Annotated in this window: 17 protein-coding genes; 9 read left to right on the forward strand and 8 right to left on the reverse strand. The window is 57.9% G+C overall.

Going from position 1 to position 20,413, the window contains the following annotated elements; all coding sequences use genetic code 11:
* Positions 1-515 precede the first annotated feature (515 nt).
* Positions 516-722 carry a hypothetical protein gene (locus tag H6F59_RS01330; protein WP_190515012.1) on the forward strand — a complete coding sequence of 69 codons (207 nt, stop codon included), beginning with the start codon at positions 516-518 and terminating at the stop codon, positions 720-722.
* A 142-nt stretch (positions 723-864) separates the two neighbouring features.
* On the opposite strand, the gene H6F59_RS01335 is transcribed toward H6F59_RS01330, so the two are convergent.
* Positions 865-2,322, reverse strand: a complete 1,458-nt coding sequence (locus H6F59_RS01335; RefSeq protein ID WP_190694523.1) for an SGNH/GDSL hydrolase family protein — start codon at positions 2,320-2,322, stop codon at positions 865-867.
* A 72-nt stretch (positions 2,323-2,394) separates the two neighbouring features.
* Complete coding sequence (locus H6F59_RS01340) at positions 2,395-3,288, reverse strand: DMT family transporter (protein ID WP_190694525.1); 894 nt, start codon at positions 3,286-3,288, stop codon at positions 2,395-2,397.
* 196 nt (positions 3,289-3,484) lie between these two features.
* Between H6F59_RS01340 and groES the strand changes: the two genes are divergently transcribed.
* The 3 genes from groES (at position 3,485) to H6F59_RS01355 (ending at position 8,089) form a co-directional block, all read left to right on the forward strand.
* Entirely contained in the window at positions 3,485-3,796 is a 312-nt protein-coding gene (gene groES, locus H6F59_RS01345) for a co-chaperone GroES (protein WP_190694526.1), read from the forward strand.
* A gap of 235 nt (positions 3,797-4,031) precedes the next feature.
* Complete coding sequence (gene groL / locus H6F59_RS01350; protein WP_190515021.1) at positions 4,032-5,663, forward strand: chaperonin GroEL; 1,632 nt, start codon at positions 4,032-4,034, stop codon at positions 5,661-5,663.
* Between the two features lie 287 nt (positions 5,664-5,950).
* On the forward strand, positions 5,951-8,089 hold the full coding sequence (locus H6F59_RS01355; protein ID WP_190694527.1) for a cation:proton antiporter: 2,139 nt from the start codon (positions 5,951-5,953) through the stop codon (positions 8,087-8,089).
* A gap of 97 nt (positions 8,090-8,186) precedes the next feature.
* Here H6F59_RS01355 and H6F59_RS01360 read toward each other — a convergent pair whose 3' ends face one another.
* On the reverse strand, positions 8,187-8,636 hold the full coding sequence (locus H6F59_RS01360; RefSeq protein ID WP_190694528.1) for an SRPBCC domain-containing protein: 450 nt from the start codon (positions 8,634-8,636) through the stop codon (positions 8,187-8,189).
* A 188-nt stretch (positions 8,637-8,824) separates the two neighbouring features.
* Between H6F59_RS01360 and H6F59_RS01365 the strand changes: the two genes are divergently transcribed.
* A complete protein-coding gene (locus H6F59_RS01365) occupies positions 8,825-10,216 on the forward strand; it encodes an NAD-dependent malic enzyme (protein WP_190515029.1) in 1,392 nt (463 codons plus the stop codon).
* Between the two features lie 73 nt (positions 10,217-10,289).
* On the opposite strand, the gene H6F59_RS01370 is transcribed toward H6F59_RS01365, so the two are convergent.
* From H6F59_RS01370 to H6F59_RS01385, 4 genes are all read right to left on the reverse strand, one after another.
* Entirely contained in the window at positions 10,290-10,757 is a 468-nt protein-coding gene (locus H6F59_RS01370; RefSeq protein ID WP_190694529.1) for a GNAT family N-acetyltransferase, read from the reverse strand.
* Between the two features lie 7 nt (positions 10,758-10,764).
* Positions 10,765-11,439: a VOC family protein gene (locus H6F59_RS01375; RefSeq protein WP_190694531.1), complete on the reverse strand. Its 675-nt coding sequence runs from the start codon at positions 11,437-11,439 to the stop codon at positions 10,765-10,767.
* 26 nt (positions 11,440-11,465) lie between these two features.
* Entirely contained in the window at positions 11,466-12,689 is a 1,224-nt protein-coding gene (locus tag H6F59_RS01380; RefSeq protein WP_190694533.1) for an ABC transporter permease, read from the reverse strand.
* A 159-nt stretch (positions 12,690-12,848) separates the two neighbouring features.
* On the reverse strand, positions 12,849-14,189 hold the full coding sequence (locus H6F59_RS01385; protein WP_190694535.1) for an efflux RND transporter periplasmic adaptor subunit: 1,341 nt from the start codon (positions 14,187-14,189) through the stop codon (positions 12,849-12,851).
* Between the two features lie 148 nt (positions 14,190-14,337).
* Here H6F59_RS01385 and H6F59_RS01390 point away from each other — a divergent pair, with 148 nt between their 5' ends.
* The 3 genes from H6F59_RS01390 (at position 14,338) to H6F59_RS01400 (ending at position 17,731) form a co-directional block, all read left to right on the forward strand.
* Entirely contained in the window at positions 14,338-15,438 is a 1,101-nt protein-coding gene (locus tag H6F59_RS01390; protein WP_190694538.1) for a Gfo/Idh/MocA family protein, read from the forward strand.
* 136 nt (positions 15,439-15,574) lie between these two features.
* On the forward strand, positions 15,575-16,372 hold the full coding sequence (locus tag H6F59_RS01395) for a hypothetical protein (protein WP_190515043.1): 798 nt from the start codon (positions 15,575-15,577) through the stop codon (positions 16,370-16,372).
* A gap of 246 nt (positions 16,373-16,618) precedes the next feature.
* Positions 16,619-17,731 (forward strand): 4-hydroxyphenylpyruvate dioxygenase family protein, encoded by a 1,113-nt coding sequence (locus tag H6F59_RS01400; protein WP_190694540.1) that lies wholly within the window; start codon positions 16,619-16,621, stop codon positions 17,729-17,731.
* Positions 17,732-17,871: 140 nt separating this feature from the next.
* Here the strand turns inward: H6F59_RS01400 and H6F59_RS01405 are convergent, their stop codons facing one another.
* Positions 17,872-18,480 (reverse strand): CPP1-like family protein, encoded by a 609-nt coding sequence (locus H6F59_RS01405; protein ID WP_190515047.1) that lies wholly within the window; start codon positions 18,478-18,480, stop codon positions 17,872-17,874.
* Between the two features lie 288 nt (positions 18,481-18,768).
* Here H6F59_RS01405 and H6F59_RS01410 point away from each other — a divergent pair, with 288 nt between their 5' ends.
* Positions 18,769-20,379 carry a sodium:proton antiporter gene (locus H6F59_RS01410; RefSeq protein ID WP_190694893.1) on the forward strand — a complete coding sequence of 537 codons (1,611 nt, stop codon included), beginning with the start codon at positions 18,769-18,771 and terminating at the stop codon, positions 20,377-20,379.
* Positions 20,380-20,413 lie beyond the last annotated feature (34 nt).

Raw genomic sequence — 20,413 nt, forward strand, 5'->3', positions numbered from 1 at the left:
AGGTTCATAGCGCTGAGGGTGTGGCCGACGCCGCAGCTAAAGATGAATAGGATCAGCAGCAGCAGATTGAGCCAAATGTCGCGCTTGGCCTTTAGCAGCAGCGGCAATAGAGTCAGGGGAATAATGAAATACGCCGCCGCGATCGCGCCATTGGCAGCAGTCTCCATGCTTGACTCTCCCCTAGAATAGTGCCCCTTTCCTATTCTCAGCCTATGGCCTGCCAGGCCATTAGGACGGGAAACCTCCAATTATTAACTGGCGGCAAGTAAAACATTCACCGGGGAAATGCCGAGCAATTCAAGCTAGCTTCACGGCTTCTACAGAGCACGATCCAGTAAATTTCCGCTGGCGTTAAGTGCAACGTCCTATTGCGAAGCACAACAAACTTTATCGAGGCGTAAAGGTTCAGCCTGAACAGTGGCCGATAACGGTAGGTTCTCGGAGAATGGGGTCATGTACCCAGGCCTAGTACCCCAAGGCTGGCCTGGTTCCTCTTATGTATAAGGACTATCGTTATGAACAATCCCCAAGAAGTGCTTGAGCACCTAAAGCAGCTCGAAAAAGTCGGTACAGTACAAAGCGCCCTATATCGCGAAGAAGCCCAGGCACTACTCGCCGACGACACCGTTAGTCTTAAGTGGCGACGGGCGATCGCCGATCGCCTCAACCGAGCCAACCACGACCTAGCCCTGCACACCGTCAGCAGCGAAGACAGCTACTAAACATCCAATAACCCTCGGCTGAACCCAGCTCATTCACAACTGGAGTTAGCCCAATGACGCCCGGCGGAGCAAAGTCTCTGCCGGGCGTTTGGCTGCGTTCCCAAAGGGCGGCTAGGTCGGATCGCCCTAACCATGTATAGTCTCAAATCACTGCAGGAGCAGGCTGAAGAGCACTAAGAGAAGTCGCGGCCCAGCTACTTTCCCAATCAGAGATTCCCAGGATTTCACTTTGGGCAACCGCTCCGGGCAGCGCTGGCATCGCACCATTACTGGGCTGCAAGTACCCTGCCTCTAGAAGGCTAGTCTGAAACACGTCTGCCAGCAGCTCGTGCACAGTGGTAGTCGGGTGCTGCTGATCCCACCAGAAGTAGCCGGGGTCGTCGAGTAGCCCTTGGTTCAGCAGCGGGTCAGTGACATTGGTAAAACCAAACTCCGCTGGAGACCCAATAATTTCATTGGTCAGCCCAAACAGATCGACCGGGATAATGTCGATCGTAGCGGACAGACTTTGCTCCAGCGCCTCTAGCGTACTGGCCAAGCCAGCATTAAACGCCTGGCTGAGCGCCGTGGCCTGGGCACTGGTGCCATCACCCAGGGCGCGGGGTGTCAGGCCCAGGTTGGGCAGGTTAGGCACTAAAAATGTATCGGCCCCCCGCGCCGCGAGGCTGCCAATTGCCGTGGCGATATTCTGCACCGAGTTGGCCAAGAAGGCTGGAATTGCAGCGGGGTCGCTGGGCAAATTGAATAAATCGTTGGCCCCGGCCCACACTACATAAAGACTGTCAGGGTCAGCCGCGCCTTCCCCGATGCCGCCCAGATAGCTGTCAATTTCGTCGAGCAAGCCCGGTAGGTCAGTCTCTGTGCCCGTGAGCAATGTAATTACAGGGTCGAGGCCGTTGTCACGGCCTGTGGTGGCTCCCCCCACGGAAAAGTTTTGCACCTCGGTAGGCTCTAGTCCGATGTCGCTAGCCAGGTAATCAACCCAAAGATCGCCGTTAGAAAATCGGCCCTCAGAGTAGGGAAAGGGCGGGAAAAAGCCCGTTAGCCCAAACAAGTTGCCAGGGTCTGACAGACTATCGCCAAAGATCGTGAGGCCGTTAAAGCTGGGCACCAACGCCTGGGTTTGAAAACTCTCGGCGGTGAGACTGGTGGCCTCCACATTTAGGAGAATGACGCTGGGTTCTGGCTGGTTCAAGTAGCGCAGGGTAGTGTTTGCCCCCTGCTGAGCGATCGCAATCTGCCCAAAACTCAAGCCTCCTTGCAGCAAGAAGCGATCGGCCCCAGGAGCAAAATCCACCACAGTATCAACCCGGCCATCGTTTTTGAGCACAACGGTATCCTGCCCGGGCCCGGTAAAGAGCTGGTTGTTGCCCACCCCCCCATCGAGAACATCATTGCCCAGGCCACCTAGCAGCCAATCATTTCCTTCGGCCCCAAACAGCTGTTTATTACCCCAGAGACCGACTAAAACTTCGTCTCCCGTGCCGCCGTTGAGCACATCATCGCCAAAGCCACTGACCAAAACAGTACTGCCGAAGATATCAAGGGGACCAAGATCAGCAAGAAACGGATTCAAAAAAGACGGTAAAAGCGATGCCATAACGCCTCCAGAGAGTAAAGCGGGTTGAGTCAAAAGCTATGCCCAGAGTAGCGAATAGCACACCTGACTAGCTCACACTTTAGGTTGACTGAGCACTACATTTACACCCAGCAAAATCAATCCCATGCTAGCCACCATCGTCGCCGTCAAGGGCTCTCGAAAAAATAGCCAGGCCAGCCCCGCCACAAAGATCGGCACCAAACTATAGACCACGCTAGCCGTGCGGGTGGGGCCAACTTGCTGAATGCTGAGGTTAAACAACAGGTAAGCCACCCCCGACGCTGCCACCCCCATATACAGAATGGCGATCAGTGAAGTTAGAGATAGGATCGCCAGCTGCTGCCACCAGCGCTCTAACGAGGCCACTACCAGAAGTTGCCCCACCCCGGCCACGGCGGCATAGAAGGTAATCGTCAACCCCGAGTAGCGCTGGCTCAGCTGCTTAATGATTAAGGAATACACCACCCAGCACAGCACGGCGCACAGCATAAGCCCGTCGCCCCGATTGAGCTCTAAGGTGAGCAGAGTAGTAATGTTGCCGCGAGTCAGCAGCGTCAGCACTCCCAGCAGCGCCAGCACAATGCCGCCGTACTGGCGGCGGGTCAGCCGCTCGCCAATAAACAGCGCCGCCAGCACCCCCGTTACCACTGGATTAAAGGCATTAATAATGGCGGTATTGGCTGTGGCCGTGTAGCGCAGACTGCTAAAGAAAAAATAGTGATAACCCACCACTCCAAATAGACCCAATAGCGCCATTGCACCCCAGTCGGCGCGAGCGACGGTGAGAGCCTTGCTCGGCTGAGCACTGCGGGTGATAAACAGGCCCAACACCGCCATGGCAATGATGTAGCGCAGCAGCGAAGTGGTCAGCGGCCCCAGATCGACTGTGGTGTATTTGCCCGCTACGAAGCTGCCCGCAAACAAAAAGCTGGTGAGAATGGGCAGCAAAACCTTGAGTTTAAGCATCGATCAATCCTACATAGAGCAACCCAGTTCGGGAACCCGTACAGAAGGCTTTGTTGCGATCGCCCCCCTGGCGTCGTAAATTAGCACTCGGAGCTTGCGAGTGCTAAGCTCTGAAAATCTGTGTAATGCGTCTGAGCGGGGCCGAGTGCTAATTCCCCCAGGCGCTGTCTTAATAGCAAATCCGGAGAAGCATTGTATGGCAGCTATCACTTTGGCGGCATCTAGCGTTAAGCCCCTAGCCGATCGAGTTTTGATTAAAGTAAGTGCGTCCGAAGAGACCACCGCTGGCGGCATTCTGCTACCTGACACCGCCAAGGAAAAGCCTCAGGTGGGCGAGATCACCGCCGTAGGCCCCGGTAAAACCGACGATAAAGGCACCCGCCAGGCGCTGGAAGTCAAAATTGGCGACAAGGTGCTCTATTCCAAGTACGCCGGTACCGACATCAAGCTGGGCGGCGACGAGTTTGTGCTGCTGTCTGAGAAAGACATCCTCGCCGTTCTCGGCTAAATCAATTTTGGATTTTAGATTCGAGATTTTGGCAGCGTAGAGTGGGCATTGCCAACCACGACCGCTGCTAGTTGCAAGGCACTATCTGCCATTGCCTCTGCTGAGTTCCGTTGGGTTCCGCTACCGCTTCACCTAGCCTGCTTAGCTGATTCTCTGAGTTCTAATTTCCTCAATTCCCTTCGCTTCACGTTTTCATCATTCACTTCCTATCTTCTTTCCGGAGAAATTCGATTCTATGGCTAAGCGCATTGTTTACAACGAAAACGCCCGTCGCGCCCTTGAGCGAGGCATGGACATTCTGACCGAGGCCGTTGCCGTTACCCTCGGCCCCAAAGGCCGCAACGTGGTGCTCGAAAAGAAATTTGGCGCTCCTCAGATCGTCAATGACGGTGTCACCATTGCCAAAGAAATTGAACTCGAAGACAACATCGAGAACACCGGCGTAGCCCTGATTCGTCAGGCCGCTTCCAAAACCAACGACGCTGCTGGCGACGGCACCACCACCGCCACCGTCCTGGCCCACGCCATGGTTAAAGAAGGGATGCGCAACGTCGCCGCTGGCGCCAACGCCATCTCCCTCAAGCGCGGCATCGACAAAGCCACTGCGTTTCTGGTCGAAAAAATTGCTGAGCACGCCCGCCCCGTCGGCGACTCTAAGTCCATTGCTCAGGTGGGTTCCATCTCCGCCGGCAACGACGAAGAAGTGGGCGCTATGATTGCCGAAGCCATGGAGAAAGTGGGCCGCGAAGGCGTCATCTCCCTAGAAGAAGGCAAGTCGATGACCACCGAACTGGAGGTCACCGAAGGGATGCGCTTTGACAAGGGTTATGTCTCCCCCTACTTCGTCACCGACACCGAGCGCATGGAAGCGGTGCTCGACGAGCCCTACATTCTGATCACCGACAAGAAAATTGCCCTGGTGCAAGATCTGGTGCCCGTGCTGGAGCAAGTCGCTCGCTCCGGTCGTCCCCTGATCATCATTGCTGAGGACATCGAGAAAGAGGCGTTGGCTACCCTGGTGGTCAACCGTCTGCGCGGTGTGCTGAATGTGGCCGCTGTGAAAGCGCCTGGGTTTGGCGATCGCCGCAAAGCCATGCTCGAAGACATCGCCGTGCTGACTGGCGGTCAGGTGATCTCTGAAGACACCGGCCTCAAGCTCGACAACACCAAGCTTGACATGCTGGGTCAGGCCCGCCGCCTTACCATCACCAAAGACACCACCACCATCGTCGCCGAAGGCAACGAGCAGGATGTCAAGGCCCGCTGCGAGCAGATCCGTCGTCAGATCGACGAAACCGAGTCGACCTACGACAAAGAGAAGCTGCAAGAACGCCTGGCTAAGCTCTCCGGCGGTGTGGCCGTGATCAAAGTTGGTGCCGCCACCGAAACCGAGATGAAGGACCGCAAGCTGCGCCTCGAAGACGCTATCAACGCCACCAAGGCAGCTGTTGAAGAAGGCATCGTCCCCGGCGGCGGTACCACTCTGGCTCACCTGGTGCCCGACCTCACCACCTGGCTCGAAGCCAACCTCACCGCTGAAGAGCACACTGGAGCTGCGATCGTGGCCCGTGCCCTCGCCGCTCCCCTGATGCGCATTGCCCAGAACGCTGGCCAAAACGGTGCCGTAATCGCCGAGCGCGTCAAAGAGAAGGACTTCAACGTTGGCTACAACGCCGCCAACGGTGAGTTCGTCGACATGTTTGATGCCGGTATCGTTGACCCCGCTAAGGTGACCCGCTCTGCTCTGCAGAACGCGGCCTCCATCGCCGGTATGGTGCTGACCACCGAGTGCATCGTGGTCGATCTGCCCGAACCCAAAGAAGGTGCCCCCGCAGGCGCTGGCATGGGCGGCGACTTCGACTACTAAGCAGCTGCGTTAGCAACTAGACGAAATTAGGAACATGCCACGGGGCTGTTACTTTGTAAAATCTGGTTTCTAGCAACACGCCACTAATATAAAAGCCGCCCTAAGATTTAGGGCGGCTTTTATGCTGTAAACGAGGTGTAGCGCCAAGTTCTTTCTTCAGGCAGAGAGACAGAGTTAGCCTAGGAGTACGACCCTTAGAACAGCAGACTCAATCAAAGTCACTATTTAAGTAACACCGATAGCCAGGTCTTGAACGTCCTGGCTCTCTTTATGCTAAGGGCCGCATTATGTTTCTCTTCCTAGTAGAACCTGTCTCAGAAACGTTAAAAGAACCAATTACAACGTTTGTGTTGTTACTGGCGATTGTGTTGATCACACCGCCCATTTTTGAGCGGTTCAAGCTACCTGGATTAATCGGACTATTGCTAGCTGGGGTGTTATTTGGCAGCAGCGGATTGGGGTGGCTGAATGCTGACGCCGACATCATGAAGCTGTTTGCAGAAATCGGCAAAATTTATCTCATGTTTGTGGCCGGTCTTGAAATTGACATGGCTCTATTTCAGAAAACGCGTAATCGCTCCCTTGGCTTTGGGATGCTGACTTTTGCTGTCCCTATGCTGGGCGGGATTGCGGTTGGTTTACTCTTCAACTTTGGCTGGTTGGCGGCGGTGTTAATTGGCTCGCTGTTGGCCTCTCACACGCTGCTGGCCTATCCCATTGTGCAGCGGTTTGGCATTGTGAATAATGAGGCCGTGACCGTCACGGTTGGGGCGACAATTTTTACAGACATTGGGTCGCTGCTGGTGCTGGCCATCTGTCTGGGCATTAATCAGGGAGACTTTTCAGCGCTTAAACTGGCCACGCTGTTGGGGTCACTGACTCTATACACGATCGCAGTCTTAGTGGGTCTCAAACAGCTCGGCAGGCTGTTCTTTAGCAAAACGGGTAAAGACGAGGGCAACCAGTTTCTGTTTGTGATGCTCTCTGTGTTTCTCTGCGCCTTGGGAGCCCAGCTAATTGGGGTAGAAAGCATTATTGGGGCTTTTCTGGCGGGGCTAGCTATCAACAGCGTCATTGGCGATGGCCCGGTTAAAGAAAAAACAGAATTTTTGGGCAGCGTTTTATTTATTCCTATGTTTTTTGTGGCCATGGGGCTGCTGCTCGATTTAGAGGCCTTTGGCGACATTCTGCGATCAATTGAGCTGCCTTTGGTCATCGTCGGTATGCTGTTGCTCACCAAGGGGCTGGCCTCCCTGGGTGCCCGCATGCTCTATGGCTACACCTGGCCTGAGACTTGGACCATGTGGTCGCTGTCAATTCCGCAGGTGGCTGCTACGCTAGCGGCGGCCCTGGTGGGCTACGAAGCGGAAATCATTAACTCACAGGTGTTCAACAGCGTCATTTTGCTGATGCTAGTAACGGCTATTTTAGGCCCGCTGGTTACCACTAGGGCCGGCAAACATCTGATCGCTGTAGATGCCCTGGCAGAAAACGAGGGGCTCGACTGGCTGCCTGCTCCCAGCGACATTCCCGAATCGTTTACGGTGGTGGTGCCGGTCTACAACCCGAACACCGAGCAGTGGTTGATTGAGCTAGCAGCGTCGGTCGCCCGGCACGAAAACGGGCGGGTGATTCCCCTAGCGATCGCTCTGGCTCAACCCCAAATGGACTCACCGCAGCTGGCCAGGGCCATGGCCCACAGCCGCCAGCGGCTAGAGGCGGCCCAGGCGATTAGCGCCACCCTAGAAGCCGAGATCGACCCCAGGTTGAGAATCGACTACAACGTGGCTCAGGGCATCTCTCACCTCAGTCGCGAGGAAAATGCCAACCTAATTTTGCTGGGCATGGGGCAGCGATCGCGCCTAAACACCCGACTATTTAGCAACATTCAGGACAGTATTCTCTGGGCCGCCCACTGCCCAGTGGTAGTGGCCCGCCTGCTAGATTCGCCTACAACCTTCAAAACCATTTTGCTGCCGATTGAGAACCCCTCCCCCGCCAACCTCCGCACCCTGCGCTTTGCCCAGGTGCTGGCCAACACCTACCAGGCGAAAATTACGCTGCTGCACGTCCACGGCTCGCGGGCCTCAGAACTCCAGCGCAGCCGGTTGGCCAAGCAGCTAGAGCTATTAGTTGACCGATTCCCCGCCGCAGATATCGATATTGATATTCGCCTCGTAGCGGGAGACAACGTGGTGTCTACCATCGTCAAAACGGCGGCGGAGTATGACGTGGTGATGCTGCGTCTCCAGCGTCGTCGTGTCGGCAACGGGCTGACCGTAGGCTCCCAGACAACGTCCCTGGTCGATCAACTGACCGGCTCAGTCATTTTGGTAGGCGAACCCCATCCCCTGCGCAGCGATCGCCCCGCCCGCTCCAATCGAACAGCCTTTAAGCTCAATTCCAAGCTTTTGGCCTCATCCTAGGGATCACCTGCAATTGAGGGCAAATCCAGTCTAAAGAGCAGATAGCTGAGGCATACAAAACCCATCTACCCCAATACCCATCTACCCTTGATGCCCGTCACCACTGCCGCCGGTAGTGGTGTTCGACGTAGCGCTTAATCTGCCGAGCCATGCGGCGAATGCCTTCCTTTTCGTCTCGGCGAATGAAGGGCAAAAACACTTGGGAGAGCAGGCCAGAGATGCGCTCCTGGTGAATGTATTTGGTGCGGTTGGGGCCAACATCTTCGAGTTCAAACACATGCTCGCTTTTGAAGCCGGGGCCCTTAGCAATCCACCGCAGGCAGTGGTTGGGCTGCACGACCACGATACGGGGCTGAAACTCGGTTTCGTCTTCGCCCTCAAGGCGGCGCAGGGCGAGGAAGATTTCGCCGCCGGGGCGGATCGGCAGATTGGGATCGCAGTCGTAGAGAAAGGTATTCCAACGGTGCCACTCTTCTTTGCGGACGAGGGCGTCCCAAACGGCAAACCGGGGAGCGTTAATGGTAACTTCGCTATAGAAACTGGGCATGGCGGTGAGGGGGTTAGCCAGGAACCGGGGGCTAGAAACCGTGCATAGGTAACAGACGCTACTGCTATCTTCACACACACTGAGAGACACAGACGGGAGAGACTTAGTCGCCTAAACTAGGGAGCTGGTCTTAATATTCCCTCAAGACAGCAGTCTTGTTTCGCTGGCGATCGCCCAAAGGTTCTGGCATGGCAACTCTTACCCCTAACCCTAGTTATAGTCTCAGTCTACGGCTCAAAATTCCCAACAAAACCGGTATGCTGGCGCGAATTACCCAGGCCATTGCCGAAGCCGGGGGCAATTTGGGCGATTTTGAGCTGATTAGCCGCAACCGCCGCGATCTGGTGCGGGTGCTGCACGTCGACGCTTCTAGCGAGGCCCATGTCGAAGACATCATTACGGCGGTCAAAACCGTTGAAGACATCGAGATTTTGGAGATCTGCGATCGCACTTTTAAAATCCACGAGGGCGGCAAGATCAGCGTGGAGAGCAAGCTAGAGCTGCACAGCCAGGATGACCTGGCCATGGCCTACACTCCCGGCGTGGGGCGCGTGTGCGTCGAAATTGCCGAGCACCCCGATCGCGTTTTTGATCTCACCATTAAAGGCAACACGGTGGCGATCGTCACTGACGGTAGCGCCGTCTTGGGCCTGGGGAATCTTGGCCCCGCCGCCGCCCTGCCAGTGATGGAGGGTAAGGCGCTGCTGTTTAAGAAATTTGCTGGGCTGGATGCCTTCCCCATCTGCCTGGATACCCAGGACACCGACGCCATCGTCACCGCCGTCAAGCAGCTGGCCCCTGTGTTTGGCGGCGTCAACCTCGAAGATATCAGCGCTCCCCGCTGTTTTGAGATCGAGGCTCGCCTGCGCCAGGAGCTAGATATTCCCGTGTTCCACGACGACCAGCACGGCACCGCCATTGTCACCCTGGCGGCGCTGATCAACGCCCTCAAGCTGGTCAACAAGTCCCTCACTCAGGTCAAGGTGGTGATTAACGGCGCTGGGGCGGCGGGGGTGGCGATCGCCAAACTGCTGCAAAAGGCCGGAGCCACCGCCATCGTGCTGTGCGACTCCAAAGGCATTCTCTCGCTGAGCCGCGACGACCTAAACGACCAGAAGCAAGAATTTGCGGTGGAAGCATCGGGCACCCTGGCCGACGCCATGGTGGGAGCCGACATCTTCCTGGGCGTCAGCGCGCCGGGGGTCGTGTCGGTGGATATGGTCGCCTCTATGGCGGCAGACCCGATCGTGTTTGCCATGGCCAACCCGATCCCTGAAATTCAGCCCGAACTGGTGACCCACAAAGTGGCCGTGATGGCTACGGGCCGCAGCGACTACCCCAACCAGATCAACAACGTGCTGGCTTTCCCAGGCGTGCTGCGCGGCGCGATCGACTGTCGCGCCCAGGAGATTACGCCGTCGATGTATCTAGAGGCAGCCTACGCGATCGCGGCCTTGGTGAGCCCCCAGCAGCTCGATCGCGAGCACATCATTCCCTCGGTGTTCGATGAGCGCGTGGCGGCAGCGGTCGCCTCGGCGGTCAAGCATGCGGCTCGGGTGGATGGGGTGGCTAGGAAGTAAACAGGGTTTGGGGTTTGGGGTGTAGGGTTCAAGGGGCAGCCCTGTACCTTAAACCCTATACCCACTCCCCCATCTAATCCAACTGTCGCTCCATCAGATAGCGCGTGAACTGAACGCCGTTGCGATCGACCACTTCGGTGTCGTACTGGCTGAAGCCAAATTTTTGGAATAGCCCCAGGCTAAACTCGCTGGCCTCGGTGTAGAGGCGCTGGATGTGCTTCTCCTGGGCGTGGGCAAGCACCGCCTGCATCAGCAGCGAGCCCACGCCCTGGCGCAGACAGTCGTGGCGTACGTAGGTGGACGCCACATAGCCGTTGTTGTCAACGCCCGCAAAACCGAGGATAGCGGTATCATCATCCTCGGCCACGTAGGTGGTCACCCCCAAGATGAATTGGTGAAACCGAGGGCTCGCGGCATCGACGGCGGCCCAAGCCTCAACTTGAGCCTGCCTGTAGTGCTGCGGGCCATTGACCAGCACCGTCTCTCGAAATAAGGTTGCCAAAGCCGGTAAATCGGCTTCAATTGCGGTGCGAAGATTCATGCTTGAGTTACCAGTGGACTATCAGCGGTAGGGCGGGGCGAAAGTCGCGGTGCTGGGCCTGGGTCTCGCCATCAAAGCCGAGTTCCATGAGATAGGTCGGGCCGGTTTGGATTGCGATTAAGTTGGTGGCAGCGAGCACCTCTAGTTCCCCCGATCGCGGCGGCGATTGGGTCAAGGTCAAACTGACCCGCGTTACCTCGCGTAACCCAAAGGCATGATCAAGAGGTTGTGCCTTGGCTTCAGTGTAGCTATCTTGTCGCGTGGCAAAGGGCAGACAAAATAGCATCGGCTCGCTCAGCACCGATATATTGGTCGCTACCGGTATAGCTACGCCCGCCGGGAAGTAAGCGGGCTGGTAGTTCCAATTGGGGAAGGGAAGAGTTGAGGAGGCTTGGCCTGCGATCGGGCGAAGGCATATCCCAAAGGGGCAGGTGCCCTGGGCTAGACCAGACCAGCGATCCCACAGGTGGGTGGGACGAGTGTTGTCAGACTGGGCCTCAGCGGCATTGTGCACCCACAGCAGCTCCAGCATTAGGTTGTGAAAGAAAAAGCAGCGGTTAGCCGTGCCTTGGCCAGCGTGCACGTTGGCTCTGCCCTCCACCAGCCCAAACTGGAGCAGCCGTTCGGCGGCAGGGGCGTTGGGAGCAGTGCAAATAAACAGGTGATCGAGTTCAAACGCCATGTCGTTATCCGCAGCGGCACTTCCCGTTAAGCCGTTCTCAAGGCCACAATTGGGTCCAGTTTAGCCGCCTGACGGGCGGGAAACACACCAAAGAACAGGCCAATGCCGCCAGAAACACTCACCGTCAGCAGAATTGCCCCTGCCGAGATCCCGGCTTCAAAGGGAGTCAGCAACCCAATCAGCAGAATGCCGCTCACCCCCACAGCGGTGCCAATCACGCCCCCTGCGATCGACAGAATGATCGCCTCAATCAAGAACTGACCCAAGATGTCGCCTTGGGAGGCACCGATCGCCTTTCTCAACCCGATCTCCTGGGTGCGCTCTCGCACCGACACCAGCATGATATTCATAATGCCAATGCCGCCGACAAAGAGAGAAATGCCGGCGATCGCCGCCAGCATCAGCGTCAGCGCCCCGGTAATCGTGTTGGCAATGGTGAGCAATGAATCTTGGCTACTGATGTAGAAATCGTCTTCGTCGCGAATGTTGTGGCGCAGGCGCAGCAGGTTGGTGATCTGAAACTCGGCGGTGTCCATGCTGGTGCGATCGCGGGCCGACACGGTGATGAACGAAACTTCGATACCGTAGGGCGATCGCTCGCTGCCGCCAAGGCGGCTAGCTTTGGTGGTCAGCGGCACCATCACCGCGTCGTCGTAGTCAAGGCCCAGGTTAGAGCCTTTTTTCTCCAGCACGCCGACGATGTCAAAGTTGATGCCCCCCACCCGAATCTGCTGACCCAGGCCCGATTCGTCATCAAACAGTCGCTCTCGCAGGGTTTCGCCCACCACCGCCACCTGAGCACTGCGGGTGACATCCAAATCGCTGATGAAGCGCCCGTTGGCCACCTCAAAGCTGCGCACCGAGAGAAAGTCCGGGGTAGTGCCCACCACGTTGATGTTGGCGTTGCGGTTACGGAAGGTGACGAGCTGGCGACCGCTCGACTCAGCCGCCACGCCGCTGACCGAGGGCACCTGCTCAGCGATCGCCGTCGCGTCATCCAGCACCAGCGTGCGCGGCACCTCTAGAGAACCTAGCTCGCGAGTTTCGCGGCTGCCCGGCACCACAAACAGCACGTTTGGTCCCAGGGTTTCGAGCTGGCCATTGACATACCGCTGCGCCCCTTCGCCCAGTCCCACCATCGTAATCACCGAGGCATTGCCGATGATGATACCGAGCATGGTGAGGGCGCTACGGAGACGGTTGGCCGCCAGGGTTTTGGTCGCCATCGACAGGCTTTCTTTCAGATTCATAGAGAAAATATGCTTGGAAATTTGTTAGGGCAGCTAAGAATTGAGACCGGGCTTCTCCAGCTTCTTCTAGCTGAACACAGCGTTCTAGCAGCGCAATATCTAGATCAAGAAGCCAATGGCTGCGATCGGCCAGGTGATATGCAGGTGCATAGCAGTTTGCTACTGCTCTTGGCGCACGGTGATATTTTCGAGGGATTTGCCGGGGGGTAGATCGACAAAGACGCGATCGCCCTCCTCAATACCATCCAAAATTTGAATCTGGTCGCCCACCTGAGGGCCGAGGGTCACGGGCTGAAACACAATATCGCGGTCATCGCCGGGCACGAGCACGCCGCTTTCCCCCGCCTGGGTCACTACCGCTACCGTGGGCACCACCAGGGCATCGGCCAGCTGATCGCCCACAAAATTCACGTTGACGTTCATGTTCGATCGCAGAATATCTTTGCCGTCAGTTAGCTCAATCCGCACCTGAAACAGGGTGACGCTTTGCCGCTCGATCGCCTCGGGGGCCACCAGCTTAACTCGACCGGCAAAGGTCTGATCCGGGAAAGCATCGGCCACCACTTCTACGGTCTGCCCCGGCTCAACCAGGCCAATGTCGGCCTCGGGCACCTCGGCCAGCACCTCTAAATCTTCGGCCAGCGCCACAATCGCCGTAGAGGTGGCCGACGACAGCTCAGAAGCCGAGGTAGTGGGGGTAACAAAGGCGCCCTCGGTAGCAAATTTTTGGGTAACAATGCCGCCAAAGGGGGCGCGAATCAGGGTTTCATCCTGGCGAATCTGGGCGCCGTCGAGCTGGGCACGGGCCTGGGCCAGGCGGGCTTCGGCCTGGGTAATCGCCTCTTGGCGCGGACCACTGCGCAGGTCATCCACTCGCCGCTGCGACTCGGTGACGCGGGCCTGGGCCTGCTCTAGGGCTGCCTGGGCGCTGCGCTGCTCGCGGGCGGCAGTGTCGAGATCCGTCGCCGCCACAGCTCCCCGATCAAACAGCTCCTGGCGGCGAGCCAGATCGCTGGTGGCGAGATCTAGGCGGGCCTGGGCGTCGCGCACTTGAGCGCGGTTGGCCTCAACGGTCGCCTCCGCCTGGGTAATCTCGTCGGGGCGGCTGCCCTGGCGCAGCTCGGCCAGGGCGGCCTCGGCCTCAGCCACAGCGGCCTGATTTTGACTCACCTGGGCAGCGGTGTCGCGGCTTTTCATGCGGGCGATGACCTGGCCGGGTTCGACGCGATCGCCCTGCTCTACGAAGAGTTCTTCCAAAACACCGGCATTCTCAGGGCTGAGGTTCACCGTCTGCACTGGCCTGACGGTGCCGCTGGCCGCCACCCGCACCGTCAGGGGCTCGATCGCCGCTGGGGTCGTAAAGGCCTGGACATCGTAAGCGCTCTGGCGACTGCGCCAAACCCCAAACCCTACCGAGCCCGCCACTACGGCCGCCGCCGCCAGCCCAGCCAACAGCCACACCAGCGGACGACGCACCTTACCAATTAAGGGAACCTGCATAAAAACTTTTTAGATTTTGGCCAGAACTAAACTGCTCAGTTTAATTGTAGCGATCGCAGCTCGCCCCTTACTCTGGGGTAGGGCATTGGCTATCTAGCCCGCCCCCTGCATTGATAAGAGCATCGACAAGGGCATAGATGAGGTCGCTATGGCAGAAACTCCGATTCAAGTGGCGGTGGTGGGCACCGGCTTTGGCCAGAAGGTTCACATTCCGGGGTTGCAGGCCCACCATCGCACCGAGGTGGTTGCAGTGTATCACCGCGATTTAGCGAAAGCGCAGGCGATCGCAGCCGAGCACGGCATCCCCCACGCCTGCGACAGCGTTGAGGCGATCGTGGCTCTACCCCAGGTGCAGGCGGTGACCGTCGCCACCCCGCCCTTTCTGCACTACTCCCAGGCCAAAACTGTGCTTGAGGCGGGCAAGCACCTGCTGCTTGAAAAGCCCACGGCGCTCTCAGGGCCCGAGGCCGAGGCGATCGCCGAGCTGGCGCGCGATCGCAATCTAGTCGCCACCATGGACTTTGAATTTCGCTTTGTGCCCGCCTGGCAGCGGCTGGCCGAGCTGCTGGCCGAGGGCTACGTCGGTAATCTGCGCTTCATCAACATCACCTGGACCGTGCCGGGCCGCGCCGACCCCAGCCGCCCCTGGAACTGGTATTCCCGCCAAGACCAGGGGGGCGGTGCCCTAGGGGCCTTTGCCTCCCACAGCTTCGACTACATCACCTGGCTGTTTGGCCCCATTCAGCGGCTCAGCGCCCGTCTCAGCACCGCCATTCCCCAGCGGCCCGACCCCTCTGGCCAACTCCAGCCGGTCGATGCCGACGACACCTGTAGTTTGATCCTCGATTTGGCCAACGGTGCCCCCTGCCAAGTGGCGATCAGCTCCGTTACCTATGCTGGGCGGGGCCACTGGGTCGAGGTCTACGGCGACGGTGGCACCCTGGTGCTGGGCAGCGACAACCTCACCGACTACGTCCACGGCTTTCGCCTCTGGGGCAGTCAAGGGGGTGCAGCCCTCGCAGAACTGACGATTCCTGATCGCCTCCAGTTTCCCACCACCTATAGCGATGGCCGCATCGCTCCCTTTGTGCGCGTCGTCAACCATTGGGTCAGCGATATCGATCGGGGCCTGGCTACCGAGCCGTCAATTTGGGATGGGGTGCGATCGCAGCACCTGATGGATTTAGCCCATCAGTCCCACCGCCAAAATGCCTGGGTTGAGGTGCCCAAACCCCTATTTCAGGTGTAGAAATGTTCCCGATTTAGGCAGGCCTACCGTTCAGAGTTGGGGGTAAGGGGTATCCTCAGGGCATCCTTAACCTATAAACGGTGCAGCGTTCCAGCCAGTTCTATCACCTCATCCCTAGCCACCGCCCCGGTGATCCATGTCGTTTCAAAGATATCCCCTAGCTACAGTTCAAAAAGTTAGCCAGTTTATTCGCGAGACTCTGGTGCTCCCCCCCCACGAACAGCAACCGAGCGTCAGCGGAGAAGAGGTAGACGATGGCCCCCTACCAGACTCACTCAACGCCCTAGGCGACCTGTTTCGAGTTGGGGATATGCCCGAGGACAACATTCCGGCCCCCAACACCCAGGGGCGCTGGTTTGTCAGTACCCTTGACCCGGCCGAGGCGTTAGTCAAGCTGCCCGGCCTATGGATGCGTCCTGGCACACGCCTGGTGACCTACCTGCGCCAAGACGCCAACGGCGGCATGGGCACTACCGTTGCCCTACCCGGCCTGCTCAGCACCACAGAATATCTAGACGACGCGATCAGCAAAGTGACAGCCCCTGACCAAGTGCCTAAGCCCATGGGGGCCCTACCCAACCTGATGGCGGGCATAGACGGCGACGGGTCGCTGGCATCCTTTCTGGCGGCTTCAATTTTTACCCGCGAGGTGCGGGAGTTTGGCCGCTTCAACCGCTACGCCCGCTGGGTGCACCATCGCTTTGTGGCCGCGCCTCCCCAACAAATTCCGTGGCAGTGGCGCACCAAAATCCCCGAAGACTTTTCTCCCAAAGTGGTGCTCCGCCAGGATGCTGAGATTATCGTCGAGTTTTACACCTGCCGCGTGCAAAAGCCCATTGCCCTGTTTCGCCATCTCGATCGCTACCCGCCCAACAGCTACACCGCCGAAAACCAAGATCAGGTGATAGCGGTGGCGGGGAATGCCGCCAGCTAGGTTGCGCGGCAGGCGGATAAATAAAAAAATTGCTGCTTAGTCAAGGCTCGCTGTGGTTTCCTCCGACCATAGCGGTGGAGATTGGGCAAGAAGAAACGCTGGCTGAAATAAGCCCTTGAAGCTATAAAAAAGGCAGTGAAAACAGCAAGTTATTAAGTATCTAAACGAAAATATTCTCAGGGGTGAGACTTGAAGGGGTAGGTTTGTGCTCCAATAACAGCGGGATCAGCACGGTGACATAGCCCTATGGAGTTCAACCATCTGAGTTTTTACGTGGATGAGGTGGCCCCCTGGCGCGACTGGTTTGTCCATGCCTGGGGAGGTGTTTGGGTTGGGCCAGAGCTGAGTCCAGCTCCAGAGCAACCGGCTCCAGACAAGGCCCTGGTCTATGTAGGGCAGGTACCACTGCTGATTGTGGCTGTGCCCTCGACAGTAACCCAGTACCTGCAACACCACCCGCCGGGCATTGGCGATATTGCCCTCCGGGTGGCCGACCTCGATCAAACTCTGCGTCGGGTGGCCGCTGCCGGGGGCAAAGTTATCCAGCCTATCCAAACCGATGCTTGGGGGCGAGGGTGCTGGGGGCAAATTCAGGGCTGGGGCTCCCTCAGCCACACCTTGGTAGAGACTTGGCAGGGAGAGGTTTGGGTACCGGGCATTGCCCCCAGCGATCGCCAGCAGGCAGCTTGTTCCAGCAGCTTAGTGACGGCGATCGACCACGCCGTAGTCAACGTGCCCACGGGAGAACTGGCCCAGGCGGTGACTTGGTACACCAGTCAGCTCGGCTTTCAACCCCGGCAGCGGTTTGCCATTGATACCTCTCGCTCAGGCCTGCGCAGCCAAGTGCTGGCCCATCCTGAAGGCAGCGCCCAGCTTCCCATCAATGAACCGACCACAGCCAACTCCCAGGTGCAGGAATTTCTCGACTACAACCGAGGCGGCGGTATTCAGCACGTGGCGCTCCACACCGAGGATATTGTCCACACGGTAGAGCAACTGCGCAGCGGTGGAGTGAGTTTTTTGCCGGTGCCCCAGAACTACTACGAAGCCCTTGAGCAACGTCCGGGGTACCAAACCCAGGGCGATATGCCGTCAGAGTGGCTAAGCCAACGGAAAGCCGCCATTGCCCGACTGCAAATTTTGGTGGATTGGGATCCTCACCTACCCCAGGCTCGCCTGCTGCAAACCTTTACCCAGCCCTTTTTAAGCATTCCCACCGTCTTTTTTGAACTGATTCAGCGGCAGGTAGTACGGGTCAACGGCGACTTAGCCAAGGCTCAAGGGTTTGGGGAGCGCAACTTTCAGGCACTGTTTGAGGCCATTGAGCGAGAGCAGATGAAGCGGGGCAGTCTCGCTTAGTAGAATGCCTAAGGAAATGACAGAGAAGGGACTAGCAGGGGTAAAAGGTATAGGGTACAGGGCCAATCTTGTAGCCTTGCACCCTACACCTTAAACCTTGAAATACCTTAGACCTTGAACCGGCAATTCTCTCCAGGCAGCTAGCGCAGGAAACTGCTGATCGTCCACAGCGCCAGGCAGGTGACCGCTGCCGCGATCGCATCGGGGGTGGCCCAGGCAAACTGCGCTCCCTGGGGAATGAGCAGCTGCCCTACGGTCATGCCAAGGGCCAAACCAGCGGCCAGGCCACCGATAGTGAGCAGCACCGATCGCCAGAACTTGTTTTCTTTGCGGTTGAGAAAGTAGATGGCAGCCCCAATCGCTACCGCCAGCGATAGCGACGGCGCGGCGAAACCCAACAGGGCTAGCCCTGCATAGGTCACGGCAGGCCAGAGAATGTCGTCGCGGCTGGGGGTGTCGACCAGGCCATTCAGCCAGTCGGGTCGGGGCAGGGAGGGGGTAGCTTTAGCTAGGGGCGGGGTTTCGGGGACGTTTTCGGCAAAGCGAATGCGATCGGGCACCTTGATCTTGCCCTCTTGGCGCAGGCGCAGGCGCTCCATCAGAATGGCATCGTAGGCCGCTTCGACGGCGGCCTGCTGCTTGGGCTCTTCGGCATAGTGATCGACCAGGCGATCGCGGGCCGCCTGAATTTCTTCAAAGGTTGAGGCTTCAGTTAGCCCCAGCAGTTCGTACGAATTTTGGTCGCTCATCTGCAAAACTCCAAAACCCCCAGACAACTTGACAACAACAGCCTGTCCTGATCGAATCTAAACCCAAGCCCCATGACAGTTGCTAAACCCAGTGTAACCAGCGACCCCACAAATAGGGAACACCTACCGAAATGGGTACTCCCCTAGGGCACATCTTACGGCCTAGGCTACCTGAGAGAGTCCTACGCAATTTTTGTTTGCGTGGTGCGAGGGCGGAGCTACCCCCTTAGGATGGGGAGTAGTTTTGGCGTTTTGCGGATATTTGCCCCGATGGGTACAACGTTAGCAATGGGTTTGTGGCTGGCCGAGGAGCCGTTGGGGGCAGGGGCACTGGCAAATACCACCAGCGACGTTACTGGCTTGGTCAATGCCCTGATCGTGCTGCTGCTGATGGCTACGGTCGTCGCCCTGATTACTCGCCGGCTGCGCATTCCCTACGTGGTAGGACTGGTGCTGGCAGGGCTCAGCATTACTCAATCGGTACTGCCGGAATCAGTGGGGCTCAATCCAGAGATCATTCTCAACCTGTTTTTGCCTATTTTGATTTTTGAAGCGGCCATTAATACCGACATCAGTCGGCTGCGCAGCACCATTAAGCTGATTGCCTTGATCGCAGGGCCGGGGGTGCTGCTGGCGGCAATGATTACCGCGGCCATACTCCAGTGGGGGCTGGGATTGGCAACCATTACAGCCGCCGCCATCGGCGTAATTTTGACCATTACCGACACGGTTTCGGTCATTGCCGCCTTCAGAACGGTGCCGGTGCCCCCTCGGCTGGCCACTATCGTGGAGGGCGAGAGCCTGCTGAATGACGGCACGGCCCTGGTGCTCTTGGGCCTGATCACCACCGTTCACACTCAAGGATCGTTCACGGTAGGGGAAGGGTTGCAGCAGATCGTGATCGCCTTTGTGGGAGGCGGGGTGCTGGGCCTAGGCCTGGGTTACCTGTGTGTAGGGCTATTTCAACAGCTCGACGATGCTCTCAGCAATATTTTGCTGACGGTGGCAGTATCCCTGGGCACGTTTCAGATTGGGCACGAGATCGGTGTATCGAGCGCGATCGCCGTCGTGGTCGCCGGGCTGGTGATTGGTGAACTGGGCTTTCGCCAGACCTCAGCCTCAACTAAGGTCACCCTGCTCAACTTTTGGGAGTATGCGGGCTTTGGGGTCAATACCTTTATCTTTTTGCTGGTGGGTATTGAGGTCGATCCAGAGGTGCTGCTGCAAACCATTCCGGCGGCGCTGTTTGCGGTGCTAGCCTATCAAACCGGCCGCGTTCTGACGACCTACCCACTGCTGTACCTGCTGAGGTTTTTTGATCGCCCCCTGCCCCTGCGCTGGCAGCACGTGCTGATTTTGGGCAATGTCAAAGGGTCGCTGTCGATGGCGCTGGCACTGAGTTTGCCCACCGATCTGCCGGGGCGATCGCAGGTCATCGCCCTGGTATTCAGCACCGTATTGGTGTCGCTGGTGGGTCAAGGGCTAACCCTGCCATGGCTGGTGAAGCGGCTGCGTCTCACAATCCCCTCAGCAACCAGGCAACACCTCGAGACGCTACAGCTCAACTTGATTGCCGCCAAAGCGGGACAGCAAGAGCTAGCCGCCCTGCTGCAATCGGGCAGTTTACCTAAAAATCTCTACGAAGAGTTGTTTGCCGCCTACCAAGCCCAGATTGCTAGCGCCGACCGCGAGCTGCGTGACTTCTACAACCAGCGCCCCCTTGACGACAACGCCCACCTCGAAGACCAAAGTCATCTAGACGGGCTGCGCCGCCGCCTTTATCTAGCTGAGAAGGGGGCCGTCAACGACGCCCTGCGCAAAGGCTTGCTATCCGAAGAGACCAGCCAGTCCTACGTTAGAGCCCTCAACGAAAAGCTGCTCGCCCTGAAAGATGACTGATCCCCAAAAACTAATCCCAAAAAACACTGTTGTT

The organism is Nodosilinea sp. FACHB-141, from assembly GCF_014696135.1.
GTDB lineage: Bacteria > Cyanobacteriota > Cyanobacteriia > Phormidesmidales > Phormidesmidaceae > Nodosilinea.